This is a genomic window from Paenibacillus sp. NPDC058898, from assembly GCF_049316025.1.
Classification (GTDB): Bacteria; Bacillota; Bacilli; order Paenibacillales; family Paenibacillaceae; genus Paenibacillus_AQ.
The window spans coordinates 383,129-406,499 of the sequence record NZ_JBMOSM010000003.1; the positions used below are offsets into that span (position 1 = coordinate 383,129).

Genomic DNA, 23,371 nt, shown 5'->3' on the forward strand with positions numbered 1-23,371 from the left:
CTGGGTCAGCCTCCTCTTAATTTTTCTGTTTTCTTCTCCATAACACCGCAAATAACCAATCCAATTTCAAAAATAGATATCAGTAAGATAATTGCAGTTATGTCGGAAATGAAATCAGGTGGTGTGAGGATAACAGCGACTATACAAAAGATTGGATATAGAATCTTTCGCAGCTTCTTAAGTGTATTGGAGGATATAACTCCAAGTTGTGTTAACAAAACCATAAGAGCGGGAATTTCCAAAACTAATCCTGCTAATAAACAGATCATAAACACAAATTGGAAATAATCGGAGAAGTTATACATGGTATTCATACTAAGTTCTTCAGTAACTCCAAGAAAAAAAGAAAATAATAATGGTGTGAGGAAATAGTATCCTAGAATTACCCCTAATAAAAAGAGTATCGATACAACAGAGGAAAATACTAACAGTATTTTTTTGAGTTTATTATTAATCGTAGGCTTTATGAATAAATAAATTTGCATGATTAATATGGGAAATGAAATGCACACACTTTGAAGCAGCATGGTCTTTGCGTAAATGGATACAGATTCAGTAACCTTAAACACGTTTAACTCAATCTCATAATGTAAAGCGGATGATTTTAACAAATTCACAAAATAAGGAGCGGTAAAATAAGTAACGATTAAACAAAAGATAAAAGCAACGGCAAAATAAAATATCCTTCTACGAAGTTCATAAAAATGTTCGAGAAAATTCATCGTAGTGTTGCCATCAATCGATTGCTCTTCAAACACTCTTACTTTTTCAATTTCATTTGACATCACGATCTCCTAAGTGTTTCGAGTCGAGGAAACATTATTCTAAATTGAATAATACATATTTATTTACACTCCTTGGTTTTAATTACATGAGAATATAAAATAAATGAATTCTCAGTAATCCTGGTTGTCTCCCTACTCTTTGAAGAAGCATAAATATGTAGGTCCTTTTGAATCCCCTCCTTATATAACATTTTGGATTAACATTAAGATAAAGTTCCCGAAATTAAGTTAATGATTCCAATTATTTACTTGGTATTATTTATTATAAGTAATCAAAAAAATGTTTGGAATAGGACTTCCGACTTAATCCCGTTTCTACATAGAAGCCTGCTTTCAAAATGGCCTACGTTATGCTTATAAAACACTACATATAAAAGTTCTCAAAGCAAAAAAGCGTCGGCCATCTTCTTTTAAGGGAAGTGAACGACGAGTAATCATTGCTATCCGTTTTGTTTGTTAACATAATACTCTTCAAAATTTCATCCTTGTATGTGAATAAATGTCATTATATAATGAAGGTCTAATTGGTAATTCGGGGCTGGCTGGGGTACTGGTGTCCTTCTAGGTCTTCAAAACCTTTTGGGAGACGCCCCGCGTCTCCGGTGGGTTCGATTCCCACACAGTCTCGCCATATTCAATTCATTTTAATCACACGATCCAATGTCTTTTATCGTTCTCTCTACATGTAATTTGTAAATAATCTAGCAACTCGAGAAACATAATCAGTTTTTTTCTTGAACCCTTCAAAATGTCCTTAGCATCTTGTATACAAAATGCTTGATTGTTTGTTTCAACATATAACAATTTGAATTCATCCTCAAAAGTTTGATGATGAATTAGATGCTTATGGTCTAATCGATATGCAAGTTTGCTGTTAACAACATAATGAGTCAATTCATTATGAAGATGTTCGGGTACACTTGCACCTCTCAAGTATTCATTCCATTCCAAAACTTCCAACTTATCATTTTCTAAATTCTCCAACACGCTTTCAAATTTAGAATTCCACTCCTCAGGTACATGAGGTACGAACTCAGGTATATGAATAAAATGATTTCTTCTTGACAATATCCCGTCTTCTATTTCCTTGTTAATCACTATTTCACCTAACTTTTTAGGGATATTTCGTTGAAGCACTTGAATACATTCGGCTTTACTTATTCCAATACGGAGGGGGAATGATATATGGTATTTCTCTACTTCCATTTTAACCTGTGATCTAACATTATCGTAAACCATACTAGACGTAAATAGATTGGGTTCGATAACAAAAATTTGATGACTTTGAATCATTCCCTCCAATATTACATTTAATTTATCTCCGTATAATGATGTCAATTTACTTAATTCGTTTGTATTTAACATTTTATGTATTGCCAATGCGTCCAATATCCTGTCTTTCGGGTTTGCTTCTTTTTTATGTAACAGTTTTTCAATCGTTTTTTGACCATATCGATATTTTTCACTTGATGCACTAATAATCCATCCTCCACCTATCGTTTCGACAGGCGAAGGTCGTCTTACAATAAAACGATCTCCACGTTTAACAACAATCGGTTTCTTCAATAAGATTTGGCACAGAATTTCAGAGTTATCATGTAATTCATTGCGATCGAAGAAGACAATCTTTCCAGAGGTTTCATTTGTACCAGAGTAAAAATTAATAGTAGTTCGTTGTTTTACAGGATATTCAAGATCCTTTACAGTCTTAAGTGTAACATCAATCATGTTGCTAATTACAAAGTCCGTTGATGAAACGATAACATCTCCCCTTCTTATTTTTTGTTTTTGTATCCCTCCAATGTTAATAGCTGCTCTCTGACCTGCCGTAGCTTTGTTCTTAACCTTGTTATGTATTTGAACCTCCTTAGCCTTTACTGGAATATGTTGAGGAAGTATGGTAAGAGCATCCCCACTTTCTAGAGTCCCTTCATAAATCGTACCTCTTACAACTACTCCTTGACCATGAATTGTAAACACTTGATCAATAGGCATCCTCAAAATTCCATTTGAAATTCGTTGTGGGATCTTTTTTAACTTCTGAACAAGCATATACTTAAGATTATCCACTCCCTCTCCACTTATGCTCTCTACATATAAAATTTCAACACCTTCAAATAAGGATCCTTCTACTGCCGATTTTATATCTTCTTCTATTATTTCTAAAAATTCATATTCCACCCGATTTATTTTGGTCACAACAATAATTCCATGTTCTATACCCAAAAGAGTTAGAATTTCAATATGTTCTTTAGTTTGGGGCATAACGCCTTCATCTGCCGCGACAACCAAAATGACAAGATCTATACCAGCAACCCCAGCAATCATTTTCCGAATAAATTTTTCATGCCCTGGGACATCAATGATTGATGTTTCGAATCCATATAATAAGAGTGGCGCATATCCGAGTTCAATGGAAATATTCCGCTCTTTTTCAATGATCTGACGGTCAGTATCAATATTAGTTAATGCTTTTGTTAATGTAGTCTTACCGTGGTTAATATGACCAGCGATTCCAATCGTATAATACCGATGCGTCATAGTTATCACCTTTGCAGATTAATTGTTTTTATTTAAATATACGGTTTATCCCTTCCGCTACAAGTTCAATTTCGTCATTCTGTATCGTTCTAACATCTAATAAAAGAGTGTCTTTTTGAATACGGGCGATGATTGGCGGATTACAATTTCGCAACTTTCGCTCTAACCATTGCACTTCAAACTTATCAGACCTCAGTGAGATTGCAAACGATGGCAATTTTACTTCAGGCATCGTCCCACCACCAATTTCCGAATAAACTTGAATAACTTCGACATATGATTTAACTTCGTCCGTTAGTAAGCAATAAAGTTCTTCCGCCTTTATTTTAATAACCTGTGGAGAAGCTAGAATATCTCGAAGTGTTGGCAGTTCTTTTACAACCAATTCCTCATTAAGATAGAGTAAGAGAGTGGATTCTAGAGCCGACAGAGTTAATTTATCAGGTCGTAAGGCTCTAGCAAGTGGATTTTTTTTTAGTCTATTTATCAACTCATGTGATCCAATGATAATACCCGCTTGAGGGCCTCCTAAAAGTTTATCGCCACTAAAGCTAATGAGATCTACTTTTTTTTCAACAACCTCTTTAATAGAAGGTTCGTTTCCTATACCATGTTTTTTCAAATCGTATAACACGCCGCTACCAAGATCTTCATATACAGGAATATTGTACTTATTCCCTAGCTTGACCAGATCCTTAGTATCTACTGACTGTGTATATCCATTAATTACAAAATTACTTTTGTGGACTTTAAGTAATAGAGCAGTATTTTCATTTATTGCTCCTTCATAGTCATGTGTATGAGTGCGGTTTGTAGTACCGACTTCGTTAAGAATTGCTCCACTTTCTTTCATTATGTCAGAAATTCGAAATGATCCACCGATTTCGATTATTTCTCCTCTGGATACAACTACCTCTCTTTTTGCAGCGAGCACTAGTAAGATTAGAAATACAGCTGAAGCATTGTTATTAACAACCATGGCCGACTCTGCACCAGTCAAAGTCTTAATAATATGTTCGACTATGTCGTGTCTCGATCCACGTGTTCCGGTTTCAAGATTGTACTCTAGATTTGAATAACTTCCGGCTATTTTCATCAAATGCTTGTTTACTGCAACCGGAAGTAAAGACCGTCCTAAATTAGTATGTAGAACAATTCCCGTCGCATTAATTACTGGTATCATATTAGGATTTAAACTCTGTAAAATAAATGTTCTAAGATCCTTAATCAATTCTTCTTCCGATAAAACGTTTACACTTCCTAACACACTTTCATTTCTCAGTTTCTCAAGATATTGTTTAATTAATAAAGTTACATAGTTAGTAGATACAGAGTAATCCTTTATTGTGCTCTTGATGTCAGGATTTTTTAATATATTTGTCACTGAGGGAATGGAACGAAGCTTCATGTGATTCTCCTTTACTACAGGGATAATATACTCTGCATTGAATTCCCATGATATTACAGTATAAGCCTTATTTATGGATCGAGCAACCTCTAGAGACGTTTAATGCAAAATTTCCCGTTTAATAGGAAAACAATAGATTCCGGAGCATCATAAATCAAAAGTCTAATATTAAAAATGTAGAAGTTCAGTTAGCACCTCGAACAAGCAGTTGAAAGCCTCGTGATTCAGGAAAACAACTAATTGCTTTCATAAAAAATCCCTTTCAGCCAACAAGGTTACGTCCATCAAAATCAGATGTACTAAAACTCTTGCCTACCAAAAGGGAGGATATCTAAATACTATATTAGTGTCTCGTTAATTTATTCCTCTAGGAAAACAGCCAGTTCAGCTTCGATAGCAGCTTTGATCTTCTCGACGCATTCTTCCGTCGTTGCCGCGAATACACGTTTACCATTCACCAGTGCATATGGCCGCAGCTTGCACAGACCGCAAAGATTCATGCAATCGGCCCGCAGGACAGCGATTTCGGGATACAATTCCTCAAGATGCTCAAGTTCCAAAGCACTCATCAAGTTGCTGTCGCATATTTCCACAACAACAATCCCCATCCCCATCTTCATCACCACTATTCCATTTGACAATACGTTCATTCATTATGAGGAAAATGCCCGGTTTTGTCAAATCGGTCTTTGTGGAAGATCAATGAATGAGGGATTCCGCTCCGTCGATGTAGATTTCCGTACCGGTAATATGGGAAGCGTCATCGGATGCAAGAAATGCTACAAGCTGGGCAACCTGTGAAGGCTGTCCCGGTCCGTCCGCCAATGGCTGATCACCTTCCGGATATTCAATCGGGATCGTCACCTCGTCGAGCTCTGGCTTCTCGATGGTGCTCTCATCAATGTTGGTTGAAATCGCGCCGGGACAAATGGCATTGACCCGAATTTTATAACGTGCGAGCTCCAGAGCCGCCATCTTCATGAAAGCAACCTGTCCGGCCTTCGTGGTGCTGTATGCTGAGAAACCAAAGCCGGTAAACACCCGGTTACCGTTGATGGAGCTGGTAATGATGATGCTGCCTCCATGCTCCTTCAAATAGGGAATGGCGTATTTTACCGTGGCAAATGTTCCTCTTAGATTGGTATTGATCGTAGCATCCCATTCATCAAGCTCCATGATCTCGATTGGAGCCTTTGTCCCATTGATGCCGGCATTGGCAAACACGATGTCCATCTTTCCCCACTTCTCGGCAGCTTGGCTGAAGCAATCCTTCAGCGATTCCGCTTTGGAAATATCACAGTTGCCGGTCAGCGCTTCGCCTCCGCCCTGCTCAATCGTTTGCTTCACCTTCTCCACGCGTTCACGATCAATATCGATCAACAGCAGTTTCGCTCCTTGCTCCGCCAAAAGAAGGGCTGCGGCCTGGCCGATTCCGGAACCAGCACCGGTAACGATGGCTACTTTACCATCCAAACGTTGATTTGTTGACATTGCCACAACCTCCTCGTTTAAGTTTTCATGATTATAGATAACCCAACGAGTCGGTATCTGAATCTTGGCTGTCTAAAGCTGGAACACCGCTGGTTTTACACATACCGGTTTGGATTGCGAGACGGTATATCCCGTAAAGGCAAGCTTGCCGTCTACCGGATTCACATCAAACAATACAAGATTATTCCCATCTCTATTGGCGACAACCAGGAACTTGCCCCCAGGCATCAGCGTAAAATGACGCGGGTGACCACCTTCTGTCGAAATATATTGCACCGGGCTTAAGCGACCGGTATCTTCATGCACGTTGAATACAACAATGCTGTCATGTCCGCGATTCGAGCCATATACCGTTTTGCCATCCTCGGACACGGCGATTTCGGCGCAGTAGCTCTCCCCGTCATAATCCGCAGGCAGTGTCGATATCGTCTCAAGAACCTCCAAACGACCTTCGTCTTGGACATAGCGAAGCACTGTTACGCTGGAATTCAGCTCGTTAATGACATATGCGTAAGCACCGCTTGGGTGGAACGCCAGATGACGGGGGCCTACTCCCGCTTCCAACTGGGTTTCGCCATGAAAGCTCAATTCTTGGGTATTCTCATTTACCGTGTAAGCGAGAATTTTATCCAGTCCCAAGTCCTGTACGAACACGAATCTACCATCTGGACTGTAAAACGCCGAATGCGCTCTGGATTGCTGATCTTCCCGTACAGAAACGAGATCCGCGTGTTTCTTCTCATCCAGAAGTTCACCGGCTTGTCCATCCGTACCGATTGCATGAAGGCCTACCAAACCTCCATGATAACTCGAAACAATCAGATGCTTGCTCGCTTCATCTCGCTGGATATGGCAAGTCGAGCTGCTCACACTGCGAATACGGTTCCGTTCGGTCAGCTTGCCGGCCATAGGGTCAATCTCAAAGCTGATGACCTCGCCAGTCTTTCCGCCTTCCTCTGTAATTTCGCCAATGGCATATAAACGTCTAGCTTCCGGGTCTACGTTCAGAAAGGTCGGATTCTTAATGCCGGATACCTCATCAAGCAGCTTCAGTTCGCCGCTATCCTCGTTAAATTCATATACGCATACTCCGCTTTGGTTGTCTTCCGCATACGCACCTGTAAACAGCAGCGTACGCTGTGATGGATTCGCCATAATGTCTATCTCTCCTCTCATTTATCTATAATTATCATGTTTTATGTAGTGTACTTTCAGTTACCATGTTAACTTCAACCCCAATGAAAATCAAATGACTTGACGTCTGATGTCTGTTTGTCTTTTGTCATACCGGGTATGTATGTATTATATCGACTGAAGGAGGTATTCCCATGAAACAACCGAACAGCGAGGAAGTACGCAATCAGCAGAATACGGAGAATGACTCTCAGGAACAAAGGGACAAAGTGAAGAAACATCAGGATGTGGAGCCTCAGGCTGAGAATTGGAACCCTCGGGATCTCCCCGATCCAAACGATAACAATAAATCAAAATCATAATCGCTTATATAAGAAGGCCGCATGGCAATGTCCATGCGGCCTTCTTATTATGAATATGTCGCAAAGCTGGGATGACTAACCTTCCAATAGCAGCGACTCTGGATCTTCAAGGAGCTCTTTCACCGTAACCAGGAAGCGAACCGCTTCGGAACCATCAACGATCCGATGATCATAAGACAGTGCGATGTACATCATAGGACGATTCTCCATACGCTCTGCATCAATGGCTACCGGACGAAGCTGGATTTTGTGCATGCCGAGGATACCCACCTGCGGCGTATTCAGGATCGGCGTAGACAACAGCGAGCCGAAGACGCCGCCATTCGTGATCGTAAATGTACCGCCTTGCAGCTCAGACAAGGACAGGGCATTATTACGAGCTTTTGCAGCAAGATTGCCGATTTCCTTCTCAATCTCGGCAAAGCCAAGACGATCAGCATCGCGAACGACCGGAACGACAAGTCCTTCCTTCGCGGATACCGCAATACCGATATCATAGAATTTCTTTACGACGATGTCGTCGCCATCGATCTCGGCATTCAGATGCGGGAATCTCTTCAACGCACCCACAACCGCTTTGGTGAAGAAGGACATGAAGCCGAGGCCTACGTCATGCTTCTCTTGGAAAGCTTGTTTACGACGCTTACGTACATCCAGGATCGCTGTCATATCTACTTCATTGAAGGTAGTCAGCATGGCAGCCGTATGCTGCGCTTCGACCAAACGATTCGCAATCGTTTGACGACGACGAGACATACGAGTGCGTTCTACTGGCTTTCCATACTCAGCAGCCGGAGCCTGTGCTGCTGGAGCAGCTGTGGCAGCAGCAGACTTGCTTGGTGCTGCAGGCTTGGCTTCATTATGATTCTTCACATCATCATGGTAAATCCGACCTATCGGGTCGCGGCCCTGTACCTGGTCCAGATCAATCCCGCGTTCACGAGCCAGTTTGCGTGCGGATGGCGATGCAGTCAGACCCGCTCCTTCCTCGTTCTGAGCCGGTACCGGAGCTTGCGGCTTCGGTGCTTCTGCCGCGGGTGCCGGAGCAGCCTCCGTTTGCGCGGATGCAGGAGCTTCAGCAGCCTTCGGTGCCGGTGCGCTTGCAACGCCTTCCTGTGGAGAAATTTGACCGAGCACTTCACCGATCGTTACATTCTCCCCTTCTTGACGAAGGATTTTTTCCACAACGCCTTCAGACTCTGCGCTAATTTCAAGATTAACCTTATCCGTTTCTAACTCGAGCAGCACATCACCGATGTTAACGCTATCCCCTTCTTTAACATGCCATTTGAATATCGTTCCTTCGGTGATGGATTCGCCCATAGCTGGTACAGTAATTTCGCTCACAGCCGCTACCTCCCCAATGAGATCTGTTGATTTATAGTTTTACGATTAAGGGCAAAAGAAATGATGGTCTGTTGCTCATAAGCATGAACATCCTGATAGCCGCTAGCAGGGCTCGAACGCTCAGGACGCCCGCTGTAACGGACCTCTGTGCCTTTAGGTGCAATTTCACGAATTCTTGGTTCCATGAAGCTCCAGCTGCCCATGTTCTGAGGTTCTTCCTGAACCCACAGAATTTCTTTCAGGTTCGGATACTTCTGCATCACACGGGAAATTTCTTCTTTCGGGAATGGATACAGCTGTTCCACACGAAGAATATGAAGCCAGGACTGATCCTGATCCTTCTGCTTATCCAGTGCGTCCTCCAAATCGATTGCAACTTTCCCCGAGCAAAGAACAAGGCGTTCCACCTTCTTCGGTGATTGACCAAGACCCGGCTGCTCCATCACTTTCTGGAAACCGCCCTCACTGAACGCGTTCACAGGCGATGCCACGCGCGGATTACGAATCAAGCTCTTCGGAGCCATGATCACCAGCGGTCTGGCATCTTCCGTTTCGGTCAAGGAAGCCTGTTTGCGCAGCAGATGGAAATACTGGGCAGCGGAAGTCAGATTCGCAACCGTCCAGTTATCTTCACCACTCAGCTGGAGGAAACGTTCCAGTCTTGCACTGGAGTGCTCAGGACCATTCCCTTCATAACCGTGAGGTAACAGCATGACCAAGCTGGACTTCTGTCTCCACTTCGAGCGACCGGCTGTGATGAACTGGTCAATGATAACTTGGGCACAGTTAACGAAATCGCCATACTGCGCTTCCCAGATAACCAAAGTCTCAGGAGAGTACACATTGTAGCCATATTCAAATCCAACAACGGCTGCTTCAGTCAACGGGCTGTTATGGATCGCGAACGAAGCCTTGGCTTGCGGCAACCGGTGCAGCGGACAGAAGGTCTCTCCATTGACCGCATCGTGAAGCACAAGGTTACGATGGGCAAATGTTGCACGTTCGGCATCCTGTCCCGTAATCCGGATCGGCTTGCCATCTGCAAGAATCGTAGCGAAAGCCAGCGTTTCGGCATGACCCCAGTCCACCTTCTCGCCTTCGTCGAGCGAATTGCTGCGGCGCTCGAGAATACGTTGAAGCTTCGGATATACCGTAAAGCCTTCCGGCCACTGCAGGAGCTCGCGATTAATCCCGCGCAGCACTTGTGCAGATACATTCGTAGCTACTTCCGACTTGGATTTACCGTCGGTCGCATTCAGTCCAAGCAGGATCTGATCAACAGGATCCTTCGACTTCACGCTCTCGTAAGAATTCTTCAAGACCTCCAGAACGCTATTCTTCAGACTGTCCACTTGTTCTTGGGTCAGAATGTTTCCATCCACCAGTTTCTTCATATAAATCGTGCTGACGGTTGGATGGTTCTTCACCTTCTGATAAATAAGCGGCTGGGTAGTTTCCGGATCATCGGTTTCGTTATGACCATATTTCCGGTAGCCAACAAGGTCAATCAGAATGCTCTTCTTGAACTTATTGCGATAATCACTCGCAAGACGAGCAACAGCGATACATGCCTCCGGATCATCGGCGTTCACGTGGATAATCGGAATCTCATATCCTTTCGCCAAATCACTCGCATAATGAGTCGATCTGGAATCCTTGCCTTCTGTTGTAAATCCGATACGGTTGTTCACGATAATGTGAATCGATCCGCCCGTACGGAACGCTGGCAGTTTATTAAAGTTCAGGGTTTCCGGCACGATCCCTTCGCCAGGGAACGCGGAATCACCATGAATCTGAATGCTCAGCGCTTTGTTTACATCCTGCTTCGGATATCCCGCTTCACTGCGATCCTCCTGAGCAGCACGAGCAAAGCCCTCTACCACCGGATTGACATATTCCAGGTGACTCGGATTGTTCGCAAGGGTAATCCGAACCTGTCGTGCTTCATCCTTCTTCAAATAACGGTCCGCACCCAAATGATACTTCACGTCACCTGTCCAGCCATAGTTAATGCCCATGGAGCCTTCGGATGGAACGAGATGTTTATTCGGAGAGTGCATGAACTCCGAGAAAATCTTACTGTAATCCTTGCCCAGTACATGAGCCAGGACGTTCAAGCGCCCACGGTGTGCCATCCCTACGAGGATGGAGTTGACATCCACCTCGGCCATTTGGCGAACGATTTCGTCAAGCAGTGGTACGAGTGCTTCGTTGCCCTCAACCGAGAAGCGCTTCGCACCTACGAATGTGCGGTGCAGGAACTCCTCGAATTGCTCGGCCTCAAGCAGCTTCTTCAAAAGCCCCCTGCGCTCTTCTACGCTCATGGCGGACAAATAACGTCCCGATTCGGCCTGCTCGTTGAGCCATTTGCGTTCTTCTTCATCGTGAACATGGCTAAATTCATAGGCAATGGAGCCTGTATATAATTGTAACAGCCGCTGGATTGCCTCTAAGCCATTCTTGATATCGCTAGGAGCCTCCTCCCAGACGATCTCTGCAGGCAGGGCTGCCAAATCCGCTTGGCTGAGTTGGTAGCTTTCTGGTTGAAGCAGACGTGTGTCAGCTTCGTTTCCAATTCCAATTGGATCAATGTCGGCGGCCAGATGACCATAGGTTCTAATGTTCCATACCAGTTTGCCGGCAGCTACCCCTTTTTTCAGTAATTGCGGGTCATAGCTAACACCTTGTCCCTGCGAATCCGCTTTCTTTTCATTGTTTTCCAAAGATGGAGGCGGTCCCCAGCTGGCGAACAGCTCACGGTATCCTGGCTCCACAGATTGCGGGTCTTGCAAAAACTTCTCATACTGATCTTGAATGTACCCCAAGTTCGGACCATGATATTTCTGCCAAGGTCCCTCTGTCATTCTGTCAAGGGTCTTCATCGCTGACTCCCTCCGTCAGATTATTTTGATTGCTCAAGGACGGAATTTCTAATTTTACATTCTGCATACTACATTTTACATTAAATAAACGTTTTCTTACGATTACATTATAATACACTTGGCCTCAATACCGAAAATACCCTTTATATATAATAATGATCTCAGAAACAGATGAATTTGCGTCAATTTTTTGACGATTTGTCCGTGAAGCCACCAATTCTCTGTATAGGTTTCCAATTAAAGTCATTTATCTGAAAAAACATCCACTTCCAGCCAGTCCATCTGCCGTAGCGGTTCAGGTCCGGTATCCATACCCAGCAGCTGAAGAAGCTGTTTGGCATTGTCGGAAGCATCTCCTCCCGAATTGTTATTGAATATAATCCAGCATTGCTTCGACTTCTCAAGCAATTGCTCTATCCATACCTTCCACTGCTCCAATTCCTCTAAGCTGTAACGGTATAAATACCGCACCTCGCGCCAGTTGGGCTGACCGCTGGAGTGCCACCCTTCGGCGTTACGGCCATGCATCCGGATCATCACAGCCTCTGTACCCGAAGTCTCAAGCACGACCGGGACGGATCCAATGCCCGCTTGCGGCTCGTCGGCGATGCTGTGAATCCAGCCCTCATTTCGCATAAACTCAAGAGTCTTCTCCCGAAACTCTGGCGCATACCAGCTCTGATGCCGAAATTCCAGAGCTACGGGTACATCCTTCATCCACTCCCGCGTACGCTTCAAAATGTCCACATGTTTGCGTTCGCACCCGAACCAGGGCGGGTATTGAAACAGAACGGTCCTTAATTTGTCCGCAGCCCGCAATTCCTCAACTGACGTGAGCAAATGATCAAACATCGCTTTGACGCTTGGGTATCTGTCCTTGCCCTGGCCGCGTGCATGGCCTGTCATGCCTTGATAAGCCTTTACAATAAAACCGAAATGTTCCGGAACAGCAGCTGCCCACTTATTCATTTGTTCCGGTGACGGTATGGCATAGAATGAATTGTCCATCTCCACGATGGGAAAATGTCGGCTGTACATTTCCAGCCTGTCGGCGGCCCTCGCCCCTTCATCATACAACTTGTTATGATCTCCCCATCCGGACAGACCTACCTGAATCACATGCTCATGCTTTTCTTCCGTTAACATAACAATCCTCTCATCCACATGATTTACCATATCGGGGACTTCTATTAATTAACCCCATACGGGAAATTTCAAAAGCAGGCAACCCTTTACTGTTTTTGCCAACTGCTATCATCACATTCACTTCTGATCGTAAAAATATGATGTGCCTCCAGCATTCCGTTCACGATGTGTAGCCTTCCATAGGAATACCGGGGCTGCCGTCTTTTGTCCGTGGCGGAACCGGGATTGAACAACAGCACCCCTTGCACATGTTCTTTAAACGGTATATGGGAGTGGCCAAACAAGATGCAATCCACCTCCGTGTCCGCAAAAGCTTTTCTTGCCCGAGAGGGGGTTGTTCCTCCCTGTCCGTGCCCATGCACAATACCGATGCGTTTGCCTTCGATTTCGACCAGCTTCTTGTAACCTAGCCGTTCTATGATCCGCTCGTCATCAACATTTCCGGCTACTCCTTCCACCGGAGCATATTGACTAAGCTGTTCATAGAGCTCCCAATTAGACCAGTCACCAGCATGAAGAATAAGATCCGAATGCCTCACATCTTCAAGCAGTGCGGCTGGCAGCTCTTTCGCTTTTCTTGGCATATGGGTGTCTGACAATACCGTAATCCGAAATGGAAAACTCATCTTGATCGACCCCTTCTTCGTCATATTAAATGCTGAGATACCTGCTGTCTGGCACTAACCTATATCCTACCAAATAAACGAATTCAAATAAAACCACGCAGGTGAGTTGCGCGGTTTGTTGGTCTGTTTCAGACAGAAAAAATTTCCAATCATAAGTTTTAGTTTGTTTGTGTGCTGAATAGAATGTACGAGCATGAAGGTACAAGCTTTCTTATCCATGAACATGACGAGAGGTGGAAGTCAATGAGTATTTTTATTAGCTACATGATTCTGGGACTTTCTCTATCAGCCCCCGTAGGCCCGGTCAATGCAGCACAGCTCGATAAGGGGATTAAGAAAGGGTTTTGGCATGCATGGTTGTTCGGAATCGGTGCGGTCCTGGCAGATATCCTTTATATGATCCTGGTTTACCTGGGCGTTGTTCACTTACTGAATACGCCGTTCATGCAGACCTTTCTGTGGCTGTTCGGTGCCTTTGTTCTTATCTATTCGGGGCTTGAAAGCATCCTGAATGCCAATAAAGTGACGATCAGTCAAGAAAACAATGAAGATTCGTTATGGAAAAGCATGCTCTCCGGGTTTCTCTTGTCCGTATCCAATCCGATGACAATCCTGTTCTGGCTCGGAATCTACGGCTCTATTCTCGTTAAAACCGCAACGGACGACGGCTCCGCCAATCTGTTTCTCTACAGCGCGGCCGTCATCGCCGGGGTTGTACTATGGGATTTGTTCATGGCTGCGCTCGGCAGTGTATTCCGCCGATATTTGAGCAATAGAGCGCTCTCCCTGATCTCCATAATTTCCGGCAGCTCGTTAATCGTCTTTGGCGTTTATTTTGGAATTCGGGCTCTTGCGCTGCTATATCCGCTCATATTCTAACGGGCCGGCTTCGGACGAAACTTGGGTTTATCCGCCTCCCTGGCGTGGCCTTGACCGGATTTCTTCCACACGGAGCGCATGCATAGGACAACCAGACCGATTACCACGATAAACCCAATACTGATCCAGAGCCCCGGGCGGCTCATAGGGTGGAGTGCGGTTCCACTGACGGCAGCCGCAATCAACAGCATCCCGATGTATCTTTTGATCTTGCCCCACACCGTAAGCTCTATGAGTCGGCCTGCCGATATGAGGATGAAGAACCAGTTATACAGCAGCATAAGTCCTGCACCCGTGGTCAAATACTCATAAATCTTGCCTGGCATGAGCAGAGACAACACAATAGACACAATCAATCCGATAGCTGTAAGGGAAAGTGCATATATGGGCGTATCCCGCTTAAACTTTTTCCTAGAAAACAGCTTGGGAGCGTCCTTATCTTCGGATAACGTAACCAGCATCGTGGTCACTGCATACAGCGAGGCAACCATGGTCGAGAAACCGGCTATAATCAATACAGCATTAAATATATGCGGGATAAAAGGAAGGTGGTAGGAGCTTAGTGCCACAACAAAGGGGCTTTTCGTCGTGGAGAATTGATTCCAGGCCACCATGATCACGGCCATGCCAATAGAAAGAACGTATACGATGGATAGCAGCAGAATCATCACTCTACCCGCTTTGGGCGCTTCCTTCGGATTCTTCAAGCGAATCGCCATGACCCCCATGACTTCAATTCCGCCGAAGGCATAGAACGCAAAAATCAGGGACGACCACATGCCCATGCCACCTGCCGGGAAAAATGCGTTTATGCTGCCCGGAACATGCAACTTCGACCCTCCTTTTAACCACCCCATCAAGGCGGCAGCAGCAATGATGAGAAACATGACAATCGCGGCGACCTTAATGATAGCCAATACATTTTCCAGCCGGTCGAAGCCTTTGTTGCCGATCCAGATGACAAACAGTCCCAATACGGCATAACCTGACGCAAATATCCACATTGGAACGCCAGGGAACCAGAAGCGAGAGAAAATCGCCAGCGCCGTCATCTGGCTCCCCATGATCAACACTTCGGAGCACCAGTACATCCACCCCGTAGAGAAGCCTGCCCATCGGCCATAGGCTTTTTTGGCATAGGTTCGGAACGAGCCTTTCTGCAAGTCCTCGGCCGTCATCCGTGACAGCACATCAAACACAAAGAAGGTGGCTGTCGCCGCCAATATAATGGAAAGAAGAAAAGCCGGTCCTCCAAGCCGAATACCTAAAGCGGATCCGAGAAAATACCCTGTGCCGATCGTTGATGCAACCCCCAGCAGCGATAGCTGCCACCATCTCAAGTTCCCTGACTCCGCCTTCGCCCCTTTGTTCACAGTTCTGTCCTCCAGATTATTGTTATGGGTTCGTTCAAAACTTTCCTTATTATGAAGGGAACCTCCGTGATTTATGTACCGCGTATCTCAACCTAAAAATGCCTTTTGGCAAAAGAGAAGCCATGGAATTATGCCCATGTCCAGTCTATGGCTGGGTTCTCTCGCATATTTTGGGTGTTCCCCGAGAACTCTAAACGGAAGAAAGCTGTATTGGGGGATCAAACATGTCAGGAACTCGCGGTATTCCAACGAATCAGGCGTTTATGATTATGATGCTTACGGCCGGCTTGACCAATCATGTCATGATCATACCTGTGCTTCTGGAGAAATCCGGACGGGATGCCTGGATCACCATTATCGTGTCGGCCGTATTATTCCTGCCCTGGGTTCTGCTTATTTACGGGATCATCCAAAAAATCGGCAATCGTTCCATCACGCAGGCACTTGACGAAAGCAGCGGCAAAGGGGCTCGAATATTGGTGATGAGTTTGTCCGCTTTATATTTTTTTACTTTTGCCTTTTATACCTTAAAAGAGGTCATCGATTGGACAAAATCGACCTATATGATCCAAACCCCTATCATTGCCACCGCATTGGTACTCTTAGTGTTATGTCTTGTCAGCGCAAATCACGGCATAAAGACCATTGGCGTTTCTGCCGGAATATTGCTTCCTTTTGTTGTTTTGCTGGGGATATTCGTATCCTTGGCCAATCTGAAAGTAAAGAACTACAATTATTTGCTGCCCGTCCTTGAAGATGGCTTCCAGCCGGTTCTAAGCGGAATCCCCGTCATGTTCGGAGGACTGTCCCAATTTATATTGATTTTATTCTTACGCCCCCACCTTCAGAAAAAGCCCGGTTTTCTTACAATCCTGCTCATCCATCTGGTTCTGATCTTCCTGACTTTTGGACCCACCGTTGGCGGCATTGCCGAATTTGGACCTGAAGAAATGGGTCTCCAGCGATACCCGGCTTATGAACAGTGGCGTCTCGTAAAGCTGGGCAAATTCGTAGAGCATGTCGACTTTTTGTCGATTTTCCAATGGCTCAGCGGAGCTTATATCTCCATATCCATCTCGATTTTTTTGCTCTGTGAAACCCTTCTTCCCAAGTCCAAGCAAAGCGTAGGCATATTAGCCGTGTCAACGCTGCTTATTATTCTGTGCGCTTCACCGATCAGCAATCCCAAAATGTATTATGCAATGGCAGACTATTTTTTGCCCATATCCGCCGTTTATATTACCATCTTAAGCCTCCTGTTGTTCTTCTTGATCCATAAACCATCCCAACAACAGAACTCACATTCGTCGAAAGGAGAATCCCCGCAATGAATATGACGGAACAGCAGCTCCGAGATCGTTATGCCGATTCCGATGACATCTATATTACGTCTTATCCTGGTGCAGAAGGTGATATGCTGCCATGGGCCATTATGGTTTACAACCCGATGATGTGCGATTCTCAATTGATGTCCAAAATCTTTTTGCCTGTTATTAGCAAGGAATGGAATATATCCATTTCTCAGAAGCATCCGTTTGATCCCGACCATCTGGAATATTATCTTACCCTTGACACATCCGAGGCTAATGTGGAATCGGTTGATGATATTGTATATTCAGGTTATGTTGCGTTGTATTTTCCTAAGGACAATAAGCTGTATTCTTATAGCGCATCCAAAAGCATTGGGCGTACCCCGGAGGAAAGTTCCGCAGAGACCTCGATCAAAGGTCCTCGTGATGGGTTCGTCGAGGAATTGGATGTCAATGTATCGCTCATTCGCAAACGACTGAAATCACCCGGACTCGCCTATTCCTCCTTTAAGCTGGGTGACAAGAGCAAAACTACTGTCGGCATCATGTACTTAAAAGACAAGGTGATCCCAGAGACCGTCACTGCCATCGTGAATAAGCTAAATGATTTCTCAGGCGACTCACCCGTAGGCATGGGCGAACTCGCTGAGCATCTAACGCCGTATCGATTCACGGTGCTTCCCATGTTCGATTATACGGGAAGAACCGATCTTGCTTATGACTCTTTAACTCGCGGTCGATTGGTCATTATTATGCAGGGAAGTCCCGTAGTATTGATTGCACCTGCCAGTTTTATGCAGCTCCTGTTTGCCGCAGAGGATCCGCAGATGCCGTTTTATTTCGTTATCCCATGGAGAATTCTCAGACTGGTTGGCTTCCTGATTTCCGTTTTCCTTCCGGGATTTTATATTACCTTGCTATCCTTTCATCAGGATCAAATCCCTTTCCCGCTGCTCGCCACGGTCGCGAACACACGGCTTGGGCTTCCTATTCCGACCGGATTTGAAATGCTAATCATCTTGTTTCTACTTACCCTACTGCGGGAAGCCGGTATGCAAATGCCTTCACCAATCGCTTCAACCATTACGGTCGTTTCCGGTATCATCATCGGTGACGCCGCGATTCGGGGTGGTTTTTTCTCCCCAACGATGACGGTGATCGGCGCACTGGCTTTTGTTGCGGGATCAACCCACTCCAATCAGGATTTTGTTGTTACCCAGACGATTTTCCGGTTTTTAGTCCTTACTCTTTCCTCGGTATTCGGGTTATTCGGTTTTTTCATATCGGTATTCTTGATCGTTCAATATGCAGCCCATCATAATCCATTTGGACAGCCGTATCTTGCCCCCTTCTCGCCTTTTTCCTTATCCAAAATCATTGGCAATCTCATGCGATTTCCGGGCAAACGAAAAAAGGGTGGAGCCCTATGAAGCGTGTATGGATACTCGCATGTATAGGATCTTTGCTGATCTCAGGCTGCTGGGACAACAAAGAAGTGCAGGATATCAACTACATCACGGCTTTGGGCGTCGATTATAAGAACGACAAGTATATCATCTATGTGCAGATGCTGGACTTCGCGACGATTGCCAAACAAGAAAGCAGCAAGCCAACTGAGAAAGCGCCGATTTGGGTCGGCCGAGGAACCGGCACCACTTTGGCTGAAGCCCTAATCGATTTGTATACATCGAATCAGCAGCGGGTCTCTTGGGGCCATGTCACGGCTTTGGTGCTTACGGAAGCGGTGTTAAAACCTAAGCAGTTGTCCCAAGTGTTCGACCTGACCAACCGTTCGCAGGAAATCCGTTATACGAAATGGATCTATGGCACCAAGGACAATATGGAGGACCTCTTTACGGTATCGCCGTTCTTTCAGCTCTCACCTCTGCACTCACTGCTTCATGAACCCAGAGAAAGCTATGTCCAATTCTCGTTTATACGTCCGATTCAATTCGTGCACTTTATTCGTCTCTACCGGGAGAAAGCCGCTACCGTCGTATTGCCCTCGCTCCATATTTCAAATCAGAACTGGTCGGAAAATCTGAAGCAGCACCCGATTTTAGAAGTGAACGGCGGTTTTCTGATCAAGAACAAGGAATTGATGGGTTGGCTCAAACGATCCGATCTGTTGGGTACACGCTGGCTAGCCTCGCCTCAAACCCATGCTGCCGTCATTGTTCAGGCGGACGGCGAAGCCGTTGGGAGCATACGGCTGGAGAAGCCCCAATCATCCATTGAAGTCATCCGTAAACCAAAGGATGCGTCCTATCGAATCAAACTTAACGTCATCGGGACGGTGCAGAATATGTATAAGAAGGTGGGAATTAAGGAGATGAAGCGCTTAACGGAAGAAACCCTGCGCAAAGAAATGCATAATACCTTCCATAAAGCTGCATTGATCCACGCGGATCCCTACCAGCTATGTCTCCAATTGTACCGAACCGATCCGAAGCTCTGGAAGAAATTAGTAGAACAGAAAAAGGAAATCTACGATGAAACGTCGCTTGAACTTGAGGTTGACGTCAACCTGCGATACTGGGGACAGCGCAGAAGTTTGAACCGATAAACGTACGTCATAAACAAGCTGTATTTTGCCCGAAATTGTGAAAACAGCAAAAGAAGCAGACCTTTATCGGCCTGCTTCTTTTTTGTTGTTCCTTTATTTTTTCATAATGTCCTTGATGTCGTCCTTCAGTTGCTCGGACTGTGGTCCAAATACGATCTGGACCGCACCTTTGCCCAACCTCATGACACCGGAAGCACCTAGCGTTTTAAGAGCAGCATCATTTACTGCTTTATCGTCCTTAACAACTAGACGAAGGCGAGTGATACATGCATCGACGCTGACAATGTTATCCTCTCCGCCGATGTTTGTAAGAACCTTCGCTGCTTTCGTGTCACCACTTGACGCTGGACCGTCAGCAACCTCGTTAATTTCAGTCTCTTCACTTTCATCCTCACGGCCCGGTGTTTTCAGGTTCAGCTTCACGATCAGAATTCTGAACAACAGATAATACACCACCGCAAAAGCAAGACCAACTGGAATGAGCAGGAGCGGGTTCGTAGACAACTGATAGTTAATCAAGTAGTCGATCAGGCCAGCTGAGAATCCAAATCCGAGCTTCACGTCAAGCGCATACATGATAAACCCTGAGACACCTGCCAGGACGGCGTGAATAATGTAGAGTACAGGAGCTACGAACATGAATGCAAATTCAAGCGGCTCCGTGATCCCTGTCAGGAATGAAGCCACGGCCGTTCCGATAAAGATGGAAGCAACCATCTGGCGTTTTTCCTTTTTCGCTGTATGAATGATCGCCAGCGCGGCTGCCGGAAGACCGAACATCATGATTGGGAAGAAGCCTGTCATGAACATGCCCGCTGTTTTATCTCCGGCAAAGAATCGATGCAAGTCACCATGAATGACTTTACCTGCCGCATCCGTGAAGTCACCGATCTGGAACCATACAATGGAGTTAATGATATGGTGAAGCCCGAATGGTACAAGTAAACGGTTTGCAACCATGTGAATCGCGCTGCCTATGCCTCCGAGCCCTACGATCCAGCGGCCGAATGTATCCAGCACTTCCTGAACAGGACCCCAGATGATACCGAATACAATACCCAGGACAACCATGGTAATCGCGGTAACCATCGGAACAAAGCGTTTTCCGCCGAAGAAGCCTAACCAATCCGGCAGCTTGATATTATGGTACTTGTTGTAGAGGAATGCAGCGATCATACCAACGAAGATACCGCCGAGTACGCCCATGTTCAGTTCCGCATCCGGGCTCATGATGGTTGAGAAAGCTGTAGGCACTTTGCTCAATACATTCATCAGTATAATATGCCCGATGACGGCTGATAACGCTGCTACAGCGTCTCCTGCCAATCCGATAGCAACGCCCACCGCAAAAATCAACGGCAGATTATCAAATATCGTGGTTCCCCCTGCATCCAGGAATGGAGCAATGTAATGATTCAGGAACCAGCCTACCTTATCACCCAGGTGAAAATCTTTGACATAATCGATGTTCCCGAATCTCATCAGGATGGCCGCTGCAGGCAATGTTGCTACAGGCAACATGAGCGACTTACCGATTTTTTGTAAAAATGCCAACATGTGATTCAATCCCTTCAACTTAATTTTTTGCGGCTTGGAATCGTTTACATATCCAGCCATTTTAACTGCGCACAAGTAGCGCTACCCCTGAAAAGAAACTAAAACTACTCATCCTCACTTTCTTGAGGGAAAACGTAGCTGTGTACCGACGTGGACAAGCAAAAAAGCCAAGGACAATAGTCTACTTAATATAGACCAATTATCCTTGGCTCATGCCCACTAATGCGGTAACACGCCGTTCTCATATTCATTTATGCTGTTATCTTAATTCACGACTTCCTGTTTTGTCAATAACCAATAATTCAATCAATCGCCTATGGAATTGAATTATTTCAATTCTATGGTCAAGACAGGATCCTGGCCGGACACGACATTACCCGTCTGACCATCAACCTTGGAAGCTACCTCATCGGCATTGGTCACAATAACCGGGGTAATCGTCGGATAACCTGCGGCTTGGATTGCAGCCATGTCGAATTCGATGAGCGTCTGACCCGACTTCACCTGATCACCCGCTTGAACATGGCTTGTGAAACCTTCGCCTTTCAAGCCAACTGTATTAATCCCGATGTGGAATAAATATTGCAGACCAGTCGCCGGATCCTCCAGCATCACGGCATGTTTGGACTTGATGACATGCGCAACCGTCCCGTCAAATGGCGCAATTAATTTGCCCTCGGAAGGCTCAATGGCAATGCCTTTGCCCATATGACCAGCAGCAAATGCCTCATCGGGCACTTGCGATAAAGGTACAGCTTTACCTGACAATGGTGCTGTGAGTTGAATAGCAGTAGCTGTTTTTTTCTTTTTCCAACGATCAAACATGTTAAGATTCCTCCCTGGGTTGATTCTTTTGTTGTAGTCGCCCTGTAAAAAGCCGATATAGATGCATCGCTAGAAAGCAAACCTCCGCTTCAGGTACTTTCTTGCCGAGTTCTTTCTCCATCATGCCTGCAAGGCGCGTAGCCAGACCATATTCATTCGTGAACTTGGAGCGGATCTGGTCCGCAAATGGATTATCCACATGGATTTCTTGATTCAACATACGGTCTACCGAGAACCTCAAATGCATCAGAAGACGGACGTAATCCATGCTTCCCCGGTCAAAAGCGACCTGTCGTTCCTCTTCAATATACCTTACCAGGTTTCCCACCACATTCGATGCCTTGACCAGATGGCCTACGGGCACATGGCTGACGGCCGAATACACATGGTAGGTTAAGAAGCCGATCTCATCCTCCGGAACTTCGATATCGAAGGCCTGGCCGATCAAAACCGCTGCCTTGGCTGCGATATCATATTCTTTTGGGAAGCTGATCCGGGTTTCTTCAAGGAAAGGATTAATAATATCCATGTCTTTACGGATTCTGTATATCGTAAACTGGATATGGCTTGGAAGTGCCAGGTACACCTTGTCATTTAGTGTGCCCGGAAATTCCTGTCCAATGAGATTGAGTATCTGATCTGTAATCTCCATCACCAGTGGATCAAATTCTTCCAGCAGATGGTGAGCTTGACTCCACTGCTCCCGATCCTCCAGCCTGAAGAGTTTCTCAATCCGCTTGTCGTCCGAAGCGATCGTTCCGCCTGCTTTGGCGCCGAAGCCAATCCCTTTACCCAGGATGACGTATTCCGATTCTTTCTTACCGCCGGTAACCATCACGACATTGTTACCAATAACACGTACGACTGTAAACAACTCGATCCCGCTCATAAACTTCCCCCTTTCCTTTAAGTTTAATCAGAGAAACGGCGAAGGATTCATATCCGAAGAAATGCTCATATCGATCCCCAAAACATTAAAAAAGCCAAGAAAAGACCCCATGTGAAAGCTGTCTCTTCTTGGCTCATGCCCTCTTAAGGTAACACGCCGTCTTATGTTCCTGCTATGAATCCATCATAAAACAATTGGCTCGCATTCGTCAACATACGACATTATGACAATATTCGAAGCTGCCGCCACA

At 45.4% G+C, this 23,371-nt stretch carries 19 protein-coding genes and 1 tRNA gene; 6 read left to right on the forward strand and 14 right to left on the reverse strand.

Features of this window, described 5'->3' with window-relative positions:
- Positions 1-5: 5 nt before the first annotated feature.
- Positions 6-785 carry a twin-arginine translocase subunit TatC gene (gene tatC / locus ACOZB4_RS10140; protein WP_379404509.1) on the reverse strand — a complete coding sequence of 260 codons (780 nt, stop codon included), beginning with the start codon at positions 783-785 and terminating at the stop codon, positions 6-8.
- A gap of 534 nt (positions 786-1,319) precedes the next feature.
- Here tatC and ACOZB4_RS10145 point away from each other — a divergent pair.
- Positions 1,320-1,416, forward strand: a tRNA-Sec gene (locus ACOZB4_RS10145).
- 17 nt (positions 1,417-1,433) lie between these two features.
- Here ACOZB4_RS10145 and selB read toward each other — a convergent pair.
- From selB to ACOZB4_RS10170, 5 genes are all read right to left on the reverse strand, one after another.
- Entirely contained in the window at positions 1,434-3,326 is a 1,893-nt protein-coding gene (gene selB / locus ACOZB4_RS10150) for a selenocysteine-specific translation elongation factor (protein ID WP_379404511.1), read from the reverse strand.
- A 28-nt stretch (positions 3,327-3,354) separates the two neighbouring features.
- On the reverse strand, positions 3,355-4,734 hold the full coding sequence (gene selA, locus ACOZB4_RS10155) for an L-seryl-tRNA(Sec) selenium transferase (protein WP_379404513.1): 1,380 nt from the start codon (positions 4,732-4,734) through the stop codon (positions 3,355-3,357).
- Positions 4,735-5,093: 359 nt separating this feature from the next.
- Positions 5,094-5,342, reverse strand: coding sequence for a DUF1450 domain-containing protein (locus ACOZB4_RS10160; RefSeq protein WP_098747407.1), 249 nt, complete (start codon positions 5,340-5,342; stop codon positions 5,094-5,096).
- Positions 5,343-5,433: 91 nt separating this feature from the next.
- Entirely contained in the window at positions 5,434-6,225 is a 792-nt protein-coding gene (locus tag ACOZB4_RS10165) for an SDR family oxidoreductase (RefSeq protein WP_326094713.1), read from the reverse strand.
- 72 nt (positions 6,226-6,297) lie between these two features.
- Complete coding sequence (locus ACOZB4_RS10170) at positions 6,298-7,380, reverse strand: lactonase family protein (protein ID WP_379404516.1); 1,083 nt, start codon at positions 7,378-7,380, stop codon at positions 6,298-6,300.
- A 173-nt stretch (positions 7,381-7,553) separates the two neighbouring features.
- Here ACOZB4_RS10170 and ACOZB4_RS10175 point away from each other — a divergent pair, with 173 nt between their 5' ends.
- The gene (locus tag ACOZB4_RS10175) at positions 7,554-7,721 is read left to right on the forward strand and encodes a hypothetical protein (protein ID WP_379404518.1); all 168 of its coding nucleotides are present in this window, start codon (positions 7,554-7,556) and stop codon (positions 7,719-7,721) included.
- Between the two features lie 75 nt (positions 7,722-7,796).
- Here the strand turns inward: ACOZB4_RS10175 and odhB are convergent, their stop codons facing one another.
- The 4 genes from odhB to ACOZB4_RS10195 form a co-directional block, all read right to left on the reverse strand.
- Entirely contained in the window at positions 7,797-9,068 is a 1,272-nt protein-coding gene (gene odhB, locus ACOZB4_RS10180; RefSeq protein ID WP_379404520.1) for a 2-oxoglutarate dehydrogenase complex dihydrolipoyllysine-residue succinyltransferase, read from the reverse strand.
- A gap of 5 nt (positions 9,069-9,073) precedes the next feature.
- A complete protein-coding gene (locus tag ACOZB4_RS10185) occupies positions 9,074-11,950 on the reverse strand; it encodes a 2-oxoglutarate dehydrogenase E1 component (RefSeq protein ID WP_379404522.1) in 2,877 nt (958 codons plus the stop codon).
- Positions 11,951-12,193: 243 nt separating this feature from the next.
- Positions 12,194-13,096, reverse strand: a complete 903-nt coding sequence (locus tag ACOZB4_RS10190) for a DUF72 domain-containing protein (protein WP_256720485.1) — start codon at positions 13,094-13,096, stop codon at positions 12,194-12,196.
- 86 nt (positions 13,097-13,182) lie between these two features.
- Positions 13,183-13,722: a metallophosphoesterase family protein gene (locus ACOZB4_RS10195; protein ID WP_379404524.1), complete on the reverse strand. Its 540-nt coding sequence runs from the start codon at positions 13,720-13,722 to the stop codon at positions 13,183-13,185.
- Between the two features lie 243 nt (positions 13,723-13,965).
- Here ACOZB4_RS10195 and ACOZB4_RS10200 point away from each other — a divergent pair, with 243 nt between their 5' ends.
- Positions 13,966-14,601 carry a LysE family transporter gene (locus tag ACOZB4_RS10200; RefSeq protein WP_379404525.1) on the forward strand — a complete coding sequence of 212 codons (636 nt, stop codon included), beginning with the start codon at positions 13,966-13,968 and terminating at the stop codon, positions 14,599-14,601.
- On the opposite strand, the gene ACOZB4_RS10205 is transcribed toward ACOZB4_RS10200, so the two are convergent.
- Complete coding sequence (locus tag ACOZB4_RS10205) at positions 14,598-15,974, reverse strand: amino acid permease (protein ID WP_379404526.1); 1,377 nt, start codon at positions 15,972-15,974, stop codon at positions 14,598-14,600. The two genes, ACOZB4_RS10200 and ACOZB4_RS10205, sit on opposite strands and share 4 nt — an antisense overlap.
- 224 nt (positions 15,975-16,198) lie before the next feature.
- On the opposite strand from ACOZB4_RS10205, the gene ACOZB4_RS10210 reads away from it, so the two are divergent.
- The 3 genes from ACOZB4_RS10210 to ACOZB4_RS10220 are packed head-to-tail and all read left to right on the forward strand — an operon-like array spanning position 16,199 to position 19,850.
- The gene (locus tag ACOZB4_RS10210) at positions 16,199-17,305 is read left to right on the forward strand and encodes an endospore germination permease (RefSeq protein WP_339266086.1); all 1,107 of its coding nucleotides are present in this window, start codon (positions 16,199-16,201) and stop codon (positions 17,303-17,305) included.
- Positions 17,302-18,714 (forward strand): spore germination protein, encoded by a 1,413-nt coding sequence (locus tag ACOZB4_RS10215; protein WP_379404528.1) that lies wholly within the window; start codon positions 17,302-17,304, stop codon positions 18,712-18,714. Before ACOZB4_RS10210 ends, ACOZB4_RS10215 begins: the two co-directional genes overlap by 4 nt.
- A complete protein-coding gene (locus tag ACOZB4_RS10220) occupies positions 18,711-19,850 on the forward strand; it encodes a Ger(x)C family spore germination protein (protein WP_379404530.1) in 1,140 nt (379 codons plus the stop codon). Before ACOZB4_RS10215 ends, ACOZB4_RS10220 begins: the two co-directional genes overlap by 4 nt.
- A gap of 93 nt (positions 19,851-19,943) precedes the next feature.
- On the opposite strand, the gene nagE is transcribed toward ACOZB4_RS10220, so the two are convergent.
- The 3 genes from nagE to ACOZB4_RS10235 all read right to left on the reverse strand — a co-directional run bounded on the left by nagE (position 19,944) and on the right by ACOZB4_RS10235 (position 23,121).
- Entirely contained in the window at positions 19,944-21,407 is a 1,464-nt protein-coding gene (gene nagE / locus ACOZB4_RS10225; RefSeq protein ID WP_379404532.1) for an N-acetylglucosamine-specific PTS transporter subunit IIBC, read from the reverse strand.
- Between the two features lie 327 nt (positions 21,408-21,734).
- A complete protein-coding gene (locus tag ACOZB4_RS10230; RefSeq protein WP_379404534.1) occupies positions 21,735-22,232 on the reverse strand; it encodes a PTS sugar transporter subunit IIA in 498 nt (165 codons plus the stop codon).
- A 1-nt stretch (position 22,233) separates the two neighbouring features.
- Entirely contained in the window at positions 22,234-23,121 is an 888-nt protein-coding gene (locus tag ACOZB4_RS10235; RefSeq protein ID WP_379404536.1) for a PRD domain-containing protein, read from the reverse strand.
- Between the last annotated feature and the right edge of the window lie 250 nt (positions 23,122-23,371).